15 protein-coding genes are annotated in these 15708 nt (G+C 59.1%); 4 read left to right on the top strand and 11 right to left on the bottom strand.

All coding sequences use genetic code 11. The features are described from left to right. Positions 1-5: 5 nt before the first annotated feature. Complete coding sequence (locus ACX3M4_RS03245; protein WP_459357163.1) at positions 6-1349, bottom strand: methyl-accepting chemotaxis protein; 1344 nt, start codon at positions 1347-1349, stop codon at positions 6-8. A 250-nt stretch (positions 1350-1599) separates the two neighbouring features. Then, positions 1600-2409: an HD domain-containing protein gene (locus ACX3M4_RS03240; protein WP_459357162.1), complete on the bottom strand. Its 810-nt coding sequence runs from the start codon at positions 2407-2409 to the stop codon at positions 1600-1602. A gap of 72 nt (positions 2410-2481) precedes the next feature. On the opposite strand from ACX3M4_RS03240, the gene ACX3M4_RS03235 reads away from it, so the two are divergent. Then, positions 2482-3090: a TetR/AcrR family transcriptional regulator gene (locus ACX3M4_RS03235; RefSeq protein WP_459357161.1), complete on the top strand. Its 609-nt coding sequence runs from the start codon at positions 2482-2484 to the stop codon at positions 3088-3090. A gap of 114 nt (positions 3091-3204) precedes the next feature. Here the strand turns inward: ACX3M4_RS03235 and ACX3M4_RS03230 are convergent, their stop codons facing one another. The 5 genes from ACX3M4_RS03230 to ACX3M4_RS03210 all read right to left on the bottom strand — a co-directional run bounded on the left by ACX3M4_RS03230 (position 3205) and on the right by ACX3M4_RS03210 (position 8421). Continuing rightward, on the bottom strand, positions 3205-3909 hold the full coding sequence (locus ACX3M4_RS03230; RefSeq protein ID WP_459357160.1) for a TIGR02117 family protein: 705 nt from the start codon (positions 3907-3909) through the stop codon (positions 3205-3207). 15 nt (positions 3910-3924) lie between these two features. Continuing rightward, entirely contained in the window at positions 3925-4728 is an 804-nt protein-coding gene (locus ACX3M4_RS03225) for an amino acid ABC transporter ATP-binding protein (RefSeq protein WP_459357159.1), read from the bottom strand. 67 nt (positions 4729-4795) lie between these two features. Then, the gene (locus ACX3M4_RS03220; protein ID WP_459357158.1) at positions 4796-5947 is read right to left on the bottom strand and encodes an amino acid ABC transporter permease; all 1152 of its coding nucleotides are present in this window, start codon (positions 5945-5947) and stop codon (positions 4796-4798) included. Positions 5948-5959: 12 nt separating this feature from the next. Continuing rightward, complete coding sequence (locus ACX3M4_RS03215) at positions 5960-7165, bottom strand: amino acid ABC transporter permease (RefSeq protein ID WP_459357157.1); 1206 nt, start codon at positions 7163-7165, stop codon at positions 5960-5962. A 236-nt stretch (positions 7166-7401) separates the two neighbouring features. Continuing rightward, positions 7402-8421 carry an amino acid ABC transporter substrate-binding protein gene (locus ACX3M4_RS03210; RefSeq protein WP_459357156.1) on the bottom strand — a complete coding sequence of 340 codons (1020 nt, stop codon included), beginning with the start codon at positions 8419-8421 and terminating at the stop codon, positions 7402-7404. A gap of 466 nt (positions 8422-8887) precedes the next feature. Between ACX3M4_RS03210 and metC the strand changes: the two genes are divergently transcribed. After that, positions 8888-10066 (top strand): cystathionine beta-lyase, encoded by a 1179-nt coding sequence (metC, locus tag ACX3M4_RS03205; RefSeq protein ID WP_459357155.1) that lies wholly within the window; start codon positions 8888-8890, stop codon positions 10064-10066. Positions 10067-10181: 115 nt separating this feature from the next. On the opposite strand, the gene ACX3M4_RS03200 is transcribed toward metC, so the two are convergent. The 4 genes from ACX3M4_RS03200 to ACX3M4_RS03185 form a co-directional block, all read right to left on the bottom strand. Beyond that, positions 10182-10496: a lipid-A-disaccharide synthase N-terminal domain-containing protein gene (locus tag ACX3M4_RS03200; RefSeq protein WP_459357154.1), complete on the bottom strand. Its 315-nt coding sequence runs from the start codon at positions 10494-10496 to the stop codon at positions 10182-10184. Between the two features lie 63 nt (positions 10497-10559). Continuing rightward, positions 10560-11321, bottom strand: coding sequence for a glycosyltransferase family 2 protein (locus ACX3M4_RS03195; protein ID WP_459357153.1), 762 nt, complete (start codon positions 11319-11321; stop codon positions 10560-10562). Then, positions 11318-12229, bottom strand: coding sequence for a phosphatase PAP2 family protein (locus ACX3M4_RS03190; protein ID WP_459357152.1), 912 nt, complete (start codon positions 12227-12229; stop codon positions 11318-11320). Before ACX3M4_RS03190 ends, ACX3M4_RS03195 begins: the two co-directional genes overlap by 4 nt. After that, positions 12213-14027, bottom strand: coding sequence for an ArnT family glycosyltransferase (locus ACX3M4_RS03185; RefSeq protein WP_459357151.1), 1815 nt, complete (start codon positions 14025-14027; stop codon positions 12213-12215). The genes ACX3M4_RS03190 and ACX3M4_RS03185 overlap by 17 nt, the downstream gene beginning before the upstream one ends. 161 nt (positions 14028-14188) lie before the next feature. Between ACX3M4_RS03185 and ACX3M4_RS03180 the strand changes: the two genes are divergently transcribed. Together ACX3M4_RS03180 and ACX3M4_RS03175 are read left to right on the top strand one after the other, a co-directional pair. Beyond that, on the top strand, positions 14189-15025 hold the full coding sequence (locus tag ACX3M4_RS03180; protein WP_459357150.1) for a phosphodiesterase: 837 nt from the start codon (positions 14189-14191) through the stop codon (positions 15023-15025). Then, complete coding sequence (locus ACX3M4_RS03175) at positions 15022-15585, top strand: CAP domain-containing protein (protein WP_459357149.1); 564 nt, start codon at positions 15022-15024, stop codon at positions 15583-15585. Before ACX3M4_RS03180 ends, ACX3M4_RS03175 begins: the two co-directional genes overlap by 4 nt. Positions 15586-15708: the final 123 nt, after the last annotated feature.

The raw sequence follows: 15708 nt of genomic DNA, 5'->3' as shown, positions 1-15708 counted from the left end.
TAGGGTCAGGTTCCGGTCTGCTTCAACGCAGAGAAGAAGTCGTGAATTTCTTCTGCGATCGTATTGGCGCAGCCTTTCATATGACCGGCGGCACCTAGCATCTTTGCGGCGGCTTCGTCCGTCGTGGCGATCGCCTGGCCCACCCCGTTGATGTTGTCGTCTAGGGTCTGTGCACCCGCTGCAACCGTCTGGACGCTGTGCGAGATTTCCTGCGTTGCCGCGCCCTGTTCTTCGACGGCGGCGGCTATGGATGCGGTCATTTCGTCGAGTTGCTTGACGACCTCTGCAATGGACTGGATAGAGGCAACCGCGTTTTCGGTGGAATCCTGGATTTCCGTAACCTGCTGGCTGATTTCCTCGGTCGCCCTTGCCGTCTGTTCCGCCAGGGTCTTGACTTCACTTGCCACAACGGCAAATCCCTTGCCGGCATCACCGGCGCGGGCTGCTTCGATGGTTGCGTTGAGTGCCAGAAGGTTTGTCTGCTCGGCGATTGCCTGAATGAGCCCGACAACATCTCCGATCTTCTGCGCTGCTCCGGCAAGGCTTGCCACCTGGAGGCTCGACTGTTCCGTCCCACCTGCTGCCTGGCTCGCGATTCTGGAGGCGCTAGCGATCTGTTTTGAAATTTCCTGTATCGAGCTGGAAAGCTCTTCCGTCGCCGAGGCGACGGTCTGCACACTCAGGCTCGATTCTTTCGAGACATTCCCGGCGCTGTCCACCTGGTCTCTCGCCTCCCTGGAAACATGCGTCAGCTGGCTTGCTTCTTCAGCCATGCCCCTTGCGCCTTCGTCGACTTCCGCCAACGGCCGGTCCACGCGCTGTTGGAACCTTTTGATCGCCTGGTTGAGCTTCCCGGTTTGCACTGCGCGCTCAAGCAGGAGCTGCTCCTGATAGGTGGAGATGGCAAGTTCCATGTCCAGCATCACCGCCGAGGTGACGGCATTCAGCATCTTCGTCAGATCCCGGAATAACCACCTGTATTTCTTGATCAGATAGGCTTGCAAGGCGTTCAAGACAAAGCGGTAGCCGGCAATGTACCAGCGCGGCTCAAGTCCGATCCGGCAATGCACATGACCGATCCTGTTGATGCTCTCGCGATAGTCGGCATCAAAGCCACTTGTGAAGAGCTTCTTCCAGTGGCCCTTCTGAGCCGAGACCAGTCTTGGCTGATGTTGCCCGATGAGAGCCGAAAGCTGCGGCTGGGTCTTTACGTGCACGTAGAAGCCGGCAAGAACGTCGTCGAGAACGGGCTCAATGCGCGGCCAGATGCCTCTCAGCGAAGCAATTGTGTCTTTGTCGATATGCGAAAATTTCAAGCGAGACTGGAACTCGGAATCGTGATCATTCATGGCGCGACATCCAATTAGAACTACCCCACGTCATCTCACAATTCCGAAGAAACTATAGATTGTATTTTTACGTAGCATCTAATATCAATCTCAAGCCTCTCCCAAGCCGAAGCGAACATGGAAAAAATGCGGATAACTGCAATGTTTGAGCAAACTTTAGGCAATGCAGCTCGAGAATTCGCACGGCAGGATCGATCAAGGCGATTCTCTCATTGGTTGCATTTTTGGATGATATTGAACTTTCGCTCTCCTATTCGCCGGCGGCCGGGATTTTTGCCGCTGGTGTGATCTGCCTGCGAGGCGGGCTCAATTTCATCAGGAAATCTGCCCGGCTACCCTCCAAGTGATGTCCCGGCCAGATTTCCAAAGCATCGATCAGATCGCCCTTTGGAAAGCCTGCAAGGACCTGTCGCCGCGAATTTGTTTCAATCCGGCGCCGACCGAAGCCGAAGACATCACACATGGCACCGCGAGATAGAAGGTGCGCTTCCGCGCCATAAGTCCGTGCAGACACATATCCGTTCAGATGGAGGCCGATCGCATCCGCAATGACATGGACCTTGGCCCTGTCATGCCCCTTACCGACAAGATGGTGTTTGCACCGCTCCGCGCCATGCACAACGAAACAGCATTCATAAGGCTCTTGCACACGGCCAGGCGCGAGGCCGACATCGTGCAGAATGGCTGCGCAGAACAGGATCTCCCTGTCGATGTCCAGCTTTCGGTACCCACCAAGCATCATGCCCCAATAATAGCTGCGCCAGCTGTGCCGCATCACTTCGATGCCCTGGACGTCTTGAGCAAAGTCCAGTGCATCGCGAACCAGATCCGTCTCCGGCGGCTGCAAACCTTCGAGGTCTGCACCGTAGGCGTTTGCCAGACCGAAGACGCTGCCGATCCGGTCGACGGCTTCCAACATTCCCATGCGCCCGAGATTCGCCAGCAGGGTAAGTTTCTCCGACCGGTTCAATCGGCCGTTGGAAAAATCTCCCTGGCGCCTGCCCCACTCGACGGTACCCATGTCTGCCTTGACGTTTGGCATCTCCAACAACCTTTCCATCTGCGACTCCCTTTTCTGTACCGTATCGCACAAAAATAGACACGTCGATGTTTTTATGCGAAATGGTATAAAATGAAGATGGAAACCAAACGCGGCAGGCCCCGCAAATTCGACGAAGAGGAAACTCTCGACAGGATCATGCAGGTGTTCTGGCGCCAGGGTTTCGCGGCAACCAGCCTGGACCAGATCGCGGAGGACACAGGCCTGAACCGGCCGAGCCTTTACGCGGCATTTGGCGGCAAGAAGGAGATGTTTCTGAGGGCGGTCGACCGTTTCGCCGACCAGATGCAGTCCTATTTAAGCGAAGCGGGGCGGAAGACCGAAGGTTTGAAGCCGCGGCTCAAAGCCATCATGACTGCGGCCATAGATCTCTATACAGGCCGCTCCGGTTTCTGCGGTGCCTCCTACGGCTGCCTCGTCATCGCCACCTTGCCGGCTGAAGCCGTCGCGGATGCTGATTTTCACGCAGCCCTCCAACGTGTTACCGGTCGGATGGACAAGGGCTTTGCCAGCCTGATCCGCCACGAAACCGGTGGTTTGGTAGAAGAAGCCGAAATCATGGCCACTGCGCAGCTGCTCTCGCTGGTTCTCCATGGCCTATCGGTCCGGGCGCGTGCCGGTGAAGCCCCCGGTGTCCTGAAGGAGCTTGCAGCGTCGGCCGTGGAGCGGCTCGTCCCCTGACCCCGGAATTGTGGATGAATGGCCGGGTCCAGCCGCCGTTCAAGTTTCTCTTCAAATCAGCGGCGGTCCACGAGCAACGCTGCTTGCAAGCCGGAGGCCCTCGTCTCAGGCCTCTCATCGGGCGTTATGCAGGTCCAGTGACAAGGTCAGGGTGTCAGGTAACGGTGTCCACCAACCTGTGCGCAGGCCAGAGCCGCGCAACATCCGCGCTGTCCAGGTGTTGCAGCCCAGGAACGCATTGAAACCGCCGACAGCCGGAAAAAAGATGTCGTGGGCGTCATAGGCTGCCCCGGCGATCTCCACGGGTACGCCCCCTGCCCCATGTTCGAAACTGGCGCGGATATCCTTCAAGAGACTGGCGAACTCTTCGGCGCCGAGTTCGACCACCTGCACGTCATCCTGGTTCACCGGGATATCCCCGCTACGGCGGACGTGCATCACAGACGCATCCCACGTTAAGGCGTTGAGAACAGGCCCCGGTTTCAGATCGCCCCAGGTGGGCGTTTCGATATAGAAGGACCGGCCTCCCCAACCAAAAACGACCCAGAAGACGCCGGGATAATCGAGATCCAGACCGGCGTTCGAGACGAAGTCGAAGGTCTTCAGGACATCCGGATCGGCCGGAAGCGCGATATCCGTGTGTATCGGATTGGAAAGGACGAGAATGCGCCTTTTGACCTCCTGAGCGTCAACTGGCCGCTCAACGGCTTCCGAAACGAACATGGGCCTTGGAACAAGCGTTCCAAGGCCCATGGCGATACCTAGTGCGAAGGCGGCAAGGATGAGACCGAAAACGGCCTTGCGAAACAACCGAGCCACCTACTGACTTCGGGATCAGTGATGCAGGATCTGGCTGAGGAACAGCTTGGTCCGCTCGTGCTGCGGGTTGGTGAAGAACTCTTCCGGTTCGTTCTGTTCCACAATCTGGCCGGCATCCATGAAGATAACCCGGTTGGCGACCTTGCGGGCGAAGCCCATCTCGTGGGTCACGCACAGCATGGTCATGCCTTCTTCGGCAAGCCCGACCATGACATCCAGAACTTCCTTGATCATTTCCGGATCGAGTGCCGACGTCGGCTCATCGAACAGCATGATCTTGGGGTTCATGCAGAGCGAACGGGCAATCGCCACGCGCTGCTGCTGGCCACCGGAAAGCTGACCGGGATATTTCAATGCCTGTTCCGGGATCTTGACGCGCTCCAGATAGTGCATCGCGATGTCTTCGGCTTCCTTCTTGGGCATCTTGCGGACCCAGATCGGCGCCAGCGTGCAGTTTTCCAGGATGGTCAGGTGCGGAAACAGGTTGAAGTGCTGGAAGCACATGCCGACTTCCCTGCGGATTTCGTCGATCTTTTTCAGGTCGTCCGTCAGTTCGATGCCATCGACGATGATCTGGCCGGCCTGGTGCTCTTCAAGCCGGTTGATGCAGCGGATCATCGTGGACTTGCCGGATCCGGACGGTCCGCAGATCACGATACGCTCGCCGCGCATGACCTTGAGGTTGATATCGCGCAGCACGTGGAAATCCCCGTACCACTTGTTCATGTTCCGGATCTCGATAGCCACATCCGTTTCGGAGATGGTCATTTTCGAACGGTCGGCTGCGAGATCCTCGTCGCGTACAGCGTTTTCAGACATATTTTTTACTCCAAGAGTGTCCTTTGGCCGGGGCGCTGCGTTTCATCGCGCGCCCCGGAAGCGGGTGCTAGCGTTTGTGGCCGGTATGCAGCTTCTTCTCCATGAAGATGGAGTATCGCGACATGCCGAAGCAGAAAACGAAGAACACCATCGCGGCGAAGAGATAGCCGGTGTGCCCTTGGCTGGGTGTCGACCAGGTCGGATCGGTGAAGGATGACTGGATCTGGCCGAGAAGGTCGAACATGCCGACAATCAGCACCAGGGTCGTGTCCTTGAAGAGACCGATGAAGGTGTTGACGATACCCGGGATCACGAGCTTCAGCGCTTGCGGCAGGATGATGAGATACATCATCGGCCAGAAACGCAGCCCAAGTGCCATCGCTCCTTCGTACTGTCCTTTCGGGATCGCCTGCAGACCACCACGAACCACCTCGGCCATGTAGGCCGCGGAGAACAGCGTCACGCCGATCAACACGCGCAGCAGCTTGTCGAAGGTGACGCCTTCCGGCAGGAACAGCGGCAGCATCACCGAGGACATGAACAGCACCGTGATAAGCGGCACACCGCGCCAGAACTCGATGAAGACGATCGAGACCAGCTTGATGATCGGCATCTTCGACCGGCGGCCAAGCGCCAGCGCAATGCCGAGTGGCAGCGACGCCACAATACCGGTTACCGCGATGACCAGCGTCACCAGCAGGCCGCCCCAGACAGCTGTTTCAACGATCGGCAGGATCACCGTTCCCCCGACGACCAGACCGGTCAGCAGGAAATACGAGATGATCGGAAAGACGACCAGAAACAGGATCGCGTTGATCTTCTTGAACGGTGCGCTGGGAATTGCCAGCGGCACCAGAAGCAGGGCGAACAGAAGATAGACGATGTTGACGCGCCATATTTCGGGTGTCGGGTACCGGCCGTAGATGAACTGCGGCAGATAAGCCTTCACATAGGCCCAGCAAGCACCTGCATGACCGCCGTCCTGCACCAGGCAGGCTTCGCGATTTTCCCCCGACCAGACGGCGTCGATCAGCGCGAACTGAACGAATGGCGCGATGATCGAATAGGCGATCAGGATCCCGATTACAGTAAGAATGGTGTTGCCGATGGATGAAAACAGGTTCTGCCGCATCCAGCCGATGACACCGGTGGTCGAAACAGGCGCCGGCAACCGCGGCGCTTCTTCCGTTCTGATTTGGAACATCTCAGTGTTAGCCATTTTGTGCGCTCCTTACCTTTCCACGAGCGCCATGCGCTGGTTGTACCAGTTCATGAAGGCCGAGGTGAGCAGGCTGAGCGACAGATAAACCGCCATCCAGATGCCGATAATTTCGATTGCCTGGCCGGTCTGGTTCAGAACCGTACCGCCGACGGACACGAGGTCCGGGAAGGCAATCGCGACCGCCAGAGACGAGTTTTTGGTGAGGTTGAGATACTGGCTCGTCAGCGGAGGAATGATCACCCGCATTGCCTGGGGAATGACCACCAGACGCAGTGTCGGACCATTGCGAAGCCCGAGCGCATGCGCCGCCTCCGTTTGGCCGTGGTTAACGGCCTGAATGCCTGCGCGAACGATTTCGGCAATGAAGGATGCCGTGTAGATCGAAAGCGCGGCGGTCAAGGCCAGGAACTCAGGAATGACGTTGATACCAACATTGAGTTCGAACCCCTGACGCAGGATCGGGCCTTCCGTGACGAAGTTCGGATATTCGAGCGTCATCGGCATGCCGGTTACGAGATAGGTCAGAACCGGTAGACCGACGATGAGTCCCACAGCTGTCCAGAAAACGGGAAACTGCTGACCCGTGGCATCCTGGCGCTTGTGTGCCCACCTGGAAACCACGACCGATACGACGATGCCGACGAGGAGCGCGATGGCCATCCAGTACGATCCGGGTTCCCAGATCGGTTTGGGCATCCTCAAGCCGCCGATATTGAGGTGAAATGTATCGAACAACGACCATTTTTCCCGCTTTGCAGGAATGGACCGCAACACCGCGAAGTACCAGAAGAAGATCTGCAGCAGCAGCGGCACATTGCGGACAAGCTCGACATAGCAATAGGCAAGGCGATTGATGACCCAGTTGTTCGACAATCGCGCGATACCGACCACAAATCCTATCACTGTCGCAAAGAAGATACCGACAACGGCGACCAGGATTGTGTTGAAGAAGCCTACAAGAAGCGCCTGCCCATAGCTGGACGTTTCCTGATAAGGCACCAGCGACTGGATGATCCCGAAGCCGGCGGTATTTTGAAGGAAGCCCCAACCGGAGGCGATATTCTGCTGCTCCAGGTTGCGGATCGTGTTCGATACGATGAAATACCCAAAGAAGACCAGCGCGGCAATCAGGAGTACCTGATAAAACAGCCCGCGGGCCTTGGGATCGTTCAACAGCGAAGCACGCGCCGGCGCCCCCGCCGAGTCCTGCTCCATTACTGACATAGAACCTCGCCCAAGTTTTCACGAACGGGCCCGGCACGAAGCCTCTCCCCGATCCGTGTCTGTCCTGCTTCCCAGCTGCGCCTTGGCAGCGCTCCCCTGTCGTCGGAAGCAGTCTGTTCCCCCACGCGGTTCCCGGCTTTCAGCCGGTTTTTTGTGCGTGGAATTTATTAAGGGTTCCGGCAGACAAACCCGCCGGAACCCCAACAATCCTCAGTTTACCGTGAGGATTAGCGGATCGGCGGAGCGTACATGAAGCCGCCGTCGTTCCACAGGGCGTTCACGCCACGTGCGATACCGAGCGGAGTGTCCGGACCAACGTTGGCGTTGAAGGACTCTTCGTAGTTGCCAACCTGCTTGATGACGTTATAGGCCCAGTCGTTGCTGAGACCGATAGCTTCACCAAAGGCACCTTCGACACCGAGAAGACGCTTTACGTTCGGATCGTCAGAGCTCTTCTTCTCGTCGACGTTGGCGGACGTGACGTCCATTTCTTCTGCGTTAAGCATCGCATTGAGGGTCCAGCGGGCAATGTTGAACCACTCGTCGTCACCCTGACGAACGACCGGGCCCAGCGGCTCCTTGGAGATGATTTCCGGCAGAACCATGTGGTCGCCCGGGTTGGTCAGCTTCAGGCGCTGTGCGTACAGGCCCGAGGCATCAGTGGTGTAGACGTCGCAACGGCCGGCGTCATAAGCAGCCACAACTTCATCGGCCTTTTCGAAGGCGACGATTTCGTACGGCATGTTATGTGCACGGAAGTAGTCGGCAACGTTCAGCTCGGTCGTGGTACCGGTGTTGGTGCAGACGGAAGCGCCGGACAGTTCCAGAGCGGAGGTCACGCCCAGGTCCTTGCGGACCATGAAGCCCTGGCCGTCGTAGTAGTTCACACCGGCAAAGTTCAGACCCAGCTGGGTGTCGCGAGACATGGTCCAGGTGGTGTTGCGGGACAGAACGTCGACTTCGCCGGACTGCAGAGCGGTGAAACGCTCTTTTGCGGACAGCGGAGTGTATTTGACAGCGGACGCATCGCCGAACACTGCGGCAGCCATTGCGCGGCAGTAGTCAACGTCGATGCCGGTCCAGTTCCCCTGGGCATCCGGATTGGAGAAGCCCGGCAGACCCTGGCTCACACCACACTGAATGAAGCCCTTTGCCTTGACGTCTTCCAGCGTCGTTGCACCGGCAGCCGTCGTCGCGGCGACTCCCATAGCAGCGCCGATTACGAGCGGAAGGAATTTGTTGGACATGGATATGCAGCCTTTATTTGTTACCCATACTTTATTGTGCCGGGTGTGATCGGAAGACGTCTTCCCCGTCTCGCTTACCGGACGGTTGCCAGCCTTGACGACTGCTTCCTCCAGATATCTTCCGTCCCAACCCAACGGCACCATACGATGGCATTTAGCCGTTCGGGTCAAGTACTTGCTGCAGATATCTCGTCACATTTCTCCACCCACCGGCCAATTCCCGCCTCAAAGGATGCACAAACGCACAACATGCCCAAACGCAATTCAGTCAATGCCTAAAAAGGCTTCAATCCATTTAGACTGACGGGGCGCCTCGTTAACGTTGACGGTAAAATTATCATTGTTTTGCAGCGCAACACGGCGCTTTCACATGCCGGTTGCAGGCCGGAAGCGAATGACTACAGTGTGCGGTCGGTGCGACCCATCCCGGTTCGCCCTCCTCTCCACCACGCACGCAAGAGCCTTCATGTCCAGTTCCGTATCCAAGACGCCGCTGAAGCCAGACACAAAACTTGCCCATGCCGGCCGGGATCCGCGCGCCTTTCACGGTTTCGTAAATCCACCCGTCGTCCATGCCTCGACGGTGCTCTATCCCGATGTCGAGACCATGATCACCGGCGGTCAGACCTATTCCTATGCCCGCCGCGGAAACCCGACGACCGATTCACTGGAAGGCGCCCTGAAGGAGATCGAAGGCGCTGCGGGCGTGAAGATCGCCAATTCCGGGCTCAACGCGATTGCCCTTGCCATTCTCTCCTGCGTCAAGGCGGGTGACCATATCCTGATCGCGGACACAGCCTATGGCCCGACCCGGCATTTTGCCGACACGGTGCTGCCCGGCTTAGGTGTCACCGTGGAGTATTACGATCCGCAGGTCGGAGCCGGGATCAGGTCCCTGTTCCGGGACACGACTGCTGCAGTCTTCACGGAGGCTCCCGGGTCCCTTACCTTCGAAATGCAGGACGTCCCGTCTATCGCCGCCGCCGCCCATGAGATCGATGCGACGGTTCTTATGGACAATACCTGGGCCAGCCCGCTTTTCTGCCAGCCACTTGCCCTTGGTGTCGATCTGTCAATCCAGGCGGGCACGAAATATATAGTCGGCCATTCCGACGCCATGCTTGGCACGATTGCAGCAAGCGAAAAGGCCTGGCCGAAACTGGATGCCGTTTGTGGCGCCATGGGCAGCCATGTGGCGCCCGACGACATCTTCCTGGGCCTGAGAGGCCTGAGAACCCTTTCCGTGCGCCTGGAACGCCATCAGCGCAACACCAAGGCCGTGCTCGACTGGCTGCAGCACCAGCCGCAGGTAGCCCGCATCCGCTATCCCGCTCTTGAAACGGATCCGGGACACGCACTCTGGAAACGGGACTTTTCCGGTGCTTCTGGCCTCTGCGCTTTCGATTTCAGGGAAGGCACCGCACAGAGCCAGGCCTTTGCCTTTCTCGACGCCCTGACCCTTTTCGGCCTCGGCTATTCCTGGGGTGGATTTGAAAGCCTTGCCATTCCGGTGCGCCTCAAGGGCGCGCGCACTGCGACCGCAGTCGATCCTGAGCTCAACTCCGTTCGCCTGCATATCGGTCTGGAGGACCCGGAAGACCTGATCAGGGATCTCGGCCAGGCGCTCGATAGGGCCTTCGGCTAGATGTGAGCTTCGTGCGTTCAGGAGAACGCTCAACCGATTCCGTTTGTGCGCCCGCTGATCCTGAACGACAAAGGCGCCGGCATGACCGGCGCCATCACTTTCTTGCTGTTCGCTCTCAGATCGTCGGATCGTCCCGCTTTTCCTTGAAGATCAGCCAGAGGTTCCGGAAGTAAATAACCAGCCCCAGTCCCTGGCCGGCAATAAAGACCGGATCCTGGCGCTGGATGGCATAGATCAGCAGCAGCGCCCCGCCGGCGATGGAAAAGAACCAGAAGGCGACCGGTACGATCGAACGGCCGACGCGCTCGGAAGCGATCCACTGGATCACGAAGCGCATCATGAACATGCCCTGGGCAAAAAAGCCCAGAATGATCCAGAAATCGAACTGGGCGACAAAGACCGTGTGAATCCAGTCAAAAAACGCGTTCATGGGAAAATCCAGTCAGAGTTATTAGGAGTTTGGCAGGCTTCTCCACCGGGATTGGGGCATCAATCAGGTCAGCGGACGCGCGTCAGGTATCTTTTTGCGCCGCCGGCGCAACCACCAGACCCCGAAGAGATCGAGGACACCGACGAGTGCCCGGTCGAAAATACCGTATTTGGATGTGCCGTGCCGCCGTTGGCGGTCCTGCACATCGATATGCGTGACACCGTACCCTTCCCGGATGACCAGGGCCGGCAGGAAACGATGCCAGCTGTCGAAATAAGGTAGTTGTAGAAATACCTCGCGTCGCAAGGCTTTCAGGCCGCAGCCGCTGTCGCGGGTGTTGTCGCGCAGGATCGCACCGCGCAGCCTGTTGGCGAATTTGGAGGCATACCGCTTGGCGAGGCTGGCCTTGCGCCCGAGCCTCTGCCCGGCAGCAAGCGCCACCGCGGGTCCGGCCGCCTGCAATGCGTCCAGCAGTGCCGGAATATAGTCAGGGTTGTTTTCGCCGTCGCCGTCGATGGTCGCCACCACATCGCCGCGGGCATTCTGCAGGCCGGTGCGCACGGCGCAGCTTTGTCCGCAGGACTTTTCGTGACGGATCGGGCGCAGCCAGTCATGGGTCGCCGCATAGTCCTGCAATACGATATCCGTGCCGTCGGAGGAGCCGTCGTCGATGACGATCACCTCAAACCGGCGCCCCTGCAGAGCCGTTTCTATTTCGTCCAAAAGGATCGGCAGGTTCTCGGCTTCGTCCTTCGCCGGAACTACGACCGTGACTTCCAGCCCTCCCTTGCTGGCAGCCAATGCCTCCTGATAGCTCTGCGTCATACGTTCGTCCGTCCTGTCTCGTCGACCGCCAGTGCCGTTGCCGGGATCCGGCCGGCGCCACGCTGCCCGCGCAGCACCTGCCAGACAGCACGCAGGCAGGTGCGCGCCGACAGTATGTTCATGTTCGGCTCGATCTTGCCGGCCGACGACAGATGAAATCCGATCCGGCGCCGCGCCATCGCGCGGACCGTGAAGAAAGTAAACGTCATCCCGAGCAGAGTGCCGGCGATGACGTCACTCGGATAATGCGCCCCGACCATGACCCGGCTGAATGCCAGCCAGAAGGCTGCCACCACAATCAGCCAGCGGTAAGCCGGAAAGATGAAGGCAAGTGCCGTCGCCAATGCGGCGACCGTGGTCGAATGCCCGGACGGGAAACTTGTATAGGTCCCATCGAAAGCCAGAAAGTCGAAGCGGACCGGACCGACAATCTCATAGAGCTTGGGCCGGGCCCGGCCGAGGCTCCATTTGAAGGCTATGGCAAGCAAACCGGTTCCGGCGACCGTATAGAAGATGAAAGCCGAATAGGTGAAGATGGCCCCGACAGCCATGCGCAGCCGGAAGGCATAGCGGCCTACATCCAGCGCCAACAGAAAGAGGCAGACAGACCCGGTGGACAACAGGATCCAGTCCGCTTTGCCGAAGTCGGTAAAGGCTCGGAAGGCCGACCGGTATTCACCAGGCAGTGAACGGAGCCAGGGATAAGTCGGCACATCGAAGGCAACAACGGCGATGCCGACGGTCAGAAGCAGCACCGCCAGGATGTCCTGCGGCCGCTGCCCCGGCGGCAGCGGATCGCGGTTTTGGCGTGCCCGCTCCCTGCGGCCGGAAAACAGTATGGCTGCCCGCCTTACATTCCCTCGCATCCGCGCCAGAACATGCCAGACATTTTTACTGCTGCTCGTCATTGCCTTCTTCTGCACCCGTGGTGGGACTTGCCGCCTGGTAGAGGGCAATGTCCACCTTGTCGCCACCGTTGATATTGAGGCCGTCTACCCTTTTTCGAACCTCGGGCACAAGGCCAATCTCCTTGGCAGCCTGCAAAAACGCCGCTTCTTCCCGGCTTTCGACGGCTGCGACCCGGCACATTGCCGGCTGGTCCGTGTCGTCGGCAGCCAGGAACTCCGCAGCGCCCTTTGGCGGCACGATCCGCGTCGTCGTTCCCTCCAGAAAAATGAAGCTCGGTTCGTGAAACCCGTCGGTCACAACAAGGCGTGCGCTGCGATCCGCACAGCTCGGGATCGTGTCGATTGCCTCCACAAGGCGGGGGCTGACCCAGATCGGCGTCAGGGCCGGGCCCACAAAGCCCCAGAACCCAACGGCAATGCAGATTGCGGTGACGCAGACCGGAAGAAAGGCATGAAGCGCCGGGCCACGCAGCAATCTGGCGGCGGCAATGACGCCAAAGATGGCGCCGATCGCCATAAGGACTGCGCCAGGAGGCGATGGCCAGGCGCCAAGAACGAAGGGCCCCGCGAAAGCAGCTGCAGCAAGACCGATGGCAGGCAATGCGACGAGAATGGCGGCAAGCCAGCGCAACCAGGATCGGAGCCCGTTCCCGGCCCCTTCCAGCAACGCGGCGGCAACCGGCAAAACAAGTGCTGGCAGCAGCGGCATCGTATAATGCGGCAACTTGGTCGCGACCAACTCGAACACGATCCAACTCGGGACGAACCATGCGGCGGCGAACACGACGAGCGGACTTTTGCGTTCGCGCCAGATCAGCGGCAGTGCCAGCAGGAAAAAGGCCGGCAAGGGCCAGAAAATTCCAAACATGGCTCCCAGGTGTGTCAAAGGCGGAGCGCCATGCCCCTCCTGACCCTGCCCCACCTTGCCGAGCAGATCCTTGCCGATCGCCTCGGTGAAGAAGGACCCGTCGGTCGCGATCCAGATGGCGACGAACCAGGGCGAAACCAGAAGGAGGAACCAGACCAGCCCGACCAGCGGAGAGGCCGCCTTGAACCAGGCGAACTTTCGTGTCAGCACCATCAGCCCGGCAACGGTCAGCCCAACCACCATCGGACCGACCGGGCCCTTGATGAGCACGCTCGCCGCCAGCGCAGTCCAGAACACAAAGCTCAAGCCCCAAAGCCGTTTTCCGGGATTTTTCAGCCAGATCCGAGCAAGCGCCCCTTCGGCGATCAGAATTGTGGCAAGCAGAACTGCGTCGGTTTTGGCAAGCCGTGCTTCGACCCCGACGATGATCGACATGGCGACAAATCCCGCGGCAAGCAACGCCCCGGCGGGACCCATGAAGGCCCGGGCGAGCCAGAACGCGGCAAGAACGCTGATTGTGGCTGCAATGACCGATGGCAGGCGATAGGTCCACAAGGGCGCATCGGCCCCCTTGCCCGTTAGCTTCACCGCCGCGGCCTGCAGCCAGTAGATCCCGACCGGTTTCTTGTAGCGCGCCTGATCCTGGAAACGGATGTCTATGTAATTGTCCGTTTCCAGCATCTGCTTGGTCGCCTGGGTGAAGCGGGGCTCGTCCCGATCAAGCGGCGGTATGGTCCATTGCCCGGGGGCGAAAAGGACAATAGCAAAGAGAAGAAGCAGAAAGGGTGCTGTAATATCGTGACCGAAGATCTTCAGCCAAACCGGTTTTCGAACCGGTTGCATCGCTTCCCCGTGGCCACTGACTGCTTCGGTGGCGCTCTCTGCTGTCTTCGGAGCTTCAGCTGCCAGATCGTCGCTCTTGTCCGCCATCAATTCCCATATCCAATATTTGCGACCGGCCGGCTTTCCCAACCTTCCCCGAACGCTTCTCCTACATGAGCTTTTCAAAAAACAAAACTAGTCCTTGCCCTCTCATGTCGCCGGTTTATCGTCCGGGCAAGAGACAATTGCCGTGAGTCTGTAGGGTTCCGATGACACTGATTGCCCATATGACCGACCTGCACCTGCGCCCGAGAGGCCTCGCGTGCTACCGCGTGTCGGACACAAACATGTTCGCCGAGCGCGCAATCCGATCGCTGAACGCCCTTGCACCCAAACCGGACGCGCTGGTCGTGACCGGCGATCTCACCGATGGCAGCGACCCCAGAGAGTATGCCGTTGCAAGGTCCCTGTTTTCCAGGGTCGGCATGCCCGTCTATCTGATCCCGGGAAACCACGACAGCACGGACGGCATGCGCCGCGCGATGGCGGACTACCCGGGCATTTCGGACAATCCGGACGGGAAGATTTGCTATGCGGCCGATATCGGCGATGTCCGTCTCATTGCCCTGGACACCCATTTGCCGAACGATCCGCGCGGAAGGCTGGGCACGGCGCAACTGGAATGGCTGGACGCGAGGCTGGAAGAAAGCGCCAAGCCGACATTGATCGCCCTGCATCATCCCCCAGCCCTTTCCGGCATCGGCCATATGGACGCGATCGGGCTGAGCGACGCCGATGCCCTGGCCGAGGTGGTCTCCTCCCACCGGCACGTGGAACGTTTTCTGTGCGGCCATCTGCATCGTCCGATCATCGCCGGCTTTGCCGGAAAGATCATGACACTCGCCCCCAGCACCGGCCATCAGGTCGTCCTGGACCTTACCGAGGAAGGCCCGGCTCTTTTCAATTTCGAGCCGGCTGCCTATTTCCTTCATTATCACTCACCCCGGACCGGCGTCGTAACTCACATGGCCTATGTAGAGAACTTCCCCGGTCCGCACGACTTTTTTGCCGACGAAGGAGTTGTCTGGCCCGGAGATGAGGCATGAGCGGGAATATGACTTACAGCCAGCTCCGCCGAAACGGTCTCTTGAGCAAGTTGCTTCTCGTCCTTCTGGTGGCAACCGTTGCCGCCTGCGGCGCTCTGCCGGGTCGGGGTGACCTGGAAGACAAGACAGTTCTGTCGGACCAGCCCGTCGACAAGGCTCAGATGTTGTCGCTCGTCAACACCTACCGGGAACAGAAGGGACTGCCGGCGCTGCGGCACGACCCGGCCCTCGATACGGTGTCCCAGAAGATGGCCAGGCACATAGCCGAGCGAGACAGCATGGACACCTGGGCACACAGTGCGTTTGGACTGTCGCAGCGGCTCGACAAGGCCAGGTATGCCAATTATGCGGGCGCGGAAAATCTGGGCGCCGGGTATGCCGACCTGCCCGCGGCCTTCCGTGGCTGGCAGGGATCGGAAGGTCACAACAAGAACCTGCTCAACCCCTATGTGACGCGGATCGGCATCGCGCGAACGAACCGCAACACGGGGAAGTGGCGCAATTTCTGGGTCATGACTCTTGCCCGTCCCTATGAGGACGGAAGACCTGCGGTTCGCTGAGGTTTGAGCGAAAAAAAAGCGGGGAGAGACCCCGCCACAAGTTTTTCCAGAGATAGGATGACCCAGTCGTCATCCTGACGCGCGACACAAAACATGAACTTTTGTGTCATGTATTTTTTAACT

It is taken from the genome of Roseibium sp. M-1 (assembly GCF_054515675.1).
The sequence above is the reverse complement of the archived record's forward strand: the minus strand, read 5'-3'. Positions and strand labels throughout refer to the sequence as shown.

Coding starts and splice junctions, on each gene's coding strand:
- ACX3M4_RS03180 (WP_459357150.1), top strand. CDS start 14,189: ATGACACTGATTGCCCATATGACCGACCTGCACCTGCGCCCGAGAGGC.
- ACX3M4_RS03240 (WP_459357162.1), bottom strand. CDS start 2,409: ATGGAAAGGTTGTTGGAGATGCCAAACGTCAAGGCAGACATGGGTACC.
- ACX3M4_RS03245 (WP_459357163.1), bottom strand. CDS start 1,349: ATGAATGATCACGATTCCGAGTTCCAGTCTCGCTTGAAATTTTCGCAT.
- ACX3M4_RS03215 (WP_459357157.1), bottom strand. CDS start 7,165: ATGGAGCAGGACTCGGCGGGGGCGCCGGCGCGTGCTTCGCTGTTGAAC.
- ACX3M4_RS03200 (WP_459357154.1), bottom strand. CDS start 10,496: ATGAACGCGTTTTTTGACTGGATTCACACGGTCTTTGTCGCCCAGTTC.
- ACX3M4_RS03195 (WP_459357153.1), bottom strand. CDS start 11,321: ATGACGCAGAGCTATCAGGAGGCATTGGCTGCCAGCAAGGGAGGGCTG.
- ACX3M4_RS03225 (WP_459357159.1), bottom strand. CDS start 4,728: ATGTCTGAAAACGCTGTACGCGACGAGGATCTCGCAGCCGACCGTTCG.
- ACX3M4_RS03190 (WP_459357152.1), bottom strand. CDS start 12,229: ATGACGAGCAGCAGTAAAAATGTCTGGCATGTTCTGGCGCGGATGCGA.
- ACX3M4_RS03175 (WP_459357149.1), top strand. CDS start 15,022: ATGAGCGGGAATATGACTTACAGCCAGCTCCGCCGAAACGGTCTCTTG.
- ACX3M4_RS03220 (WP_459357158.1), bottom strand. CDS start 5,947: ATGGCTAACACTGAGATGTTCCAAATCAGAACGGAAGAAGCGCCGCGG.
- ACX3M4_RS03235 (WP_459357161.1), top strand. CDS start 2,482: ATGAAGATGGAAACCAAACGCGGCAGGCCCCGCAAATTCGACGAAGAG.
- ACX3M4_RS03210 (WP_459357156.1), bottom strand. CDS start 8,421: ATGTCCAACAAATTCCTTCCGCTCGTAATCGGCGCTGCTATGGGAGTC.
- ACX3M4_RS03185 (WP_459357151.1), bottom strand. CDS start 14,027: ATGGCGGACAAGAGCGACGATCTGGCAGCTGAAGCTCCGAAGACAGCA.
- metC (WP_459357155.1), top strand. CDS start 8,888: ATGTCCAGTTCCGTATCCAAGACGCCGCTGAAGCCAGACACAAAACTT.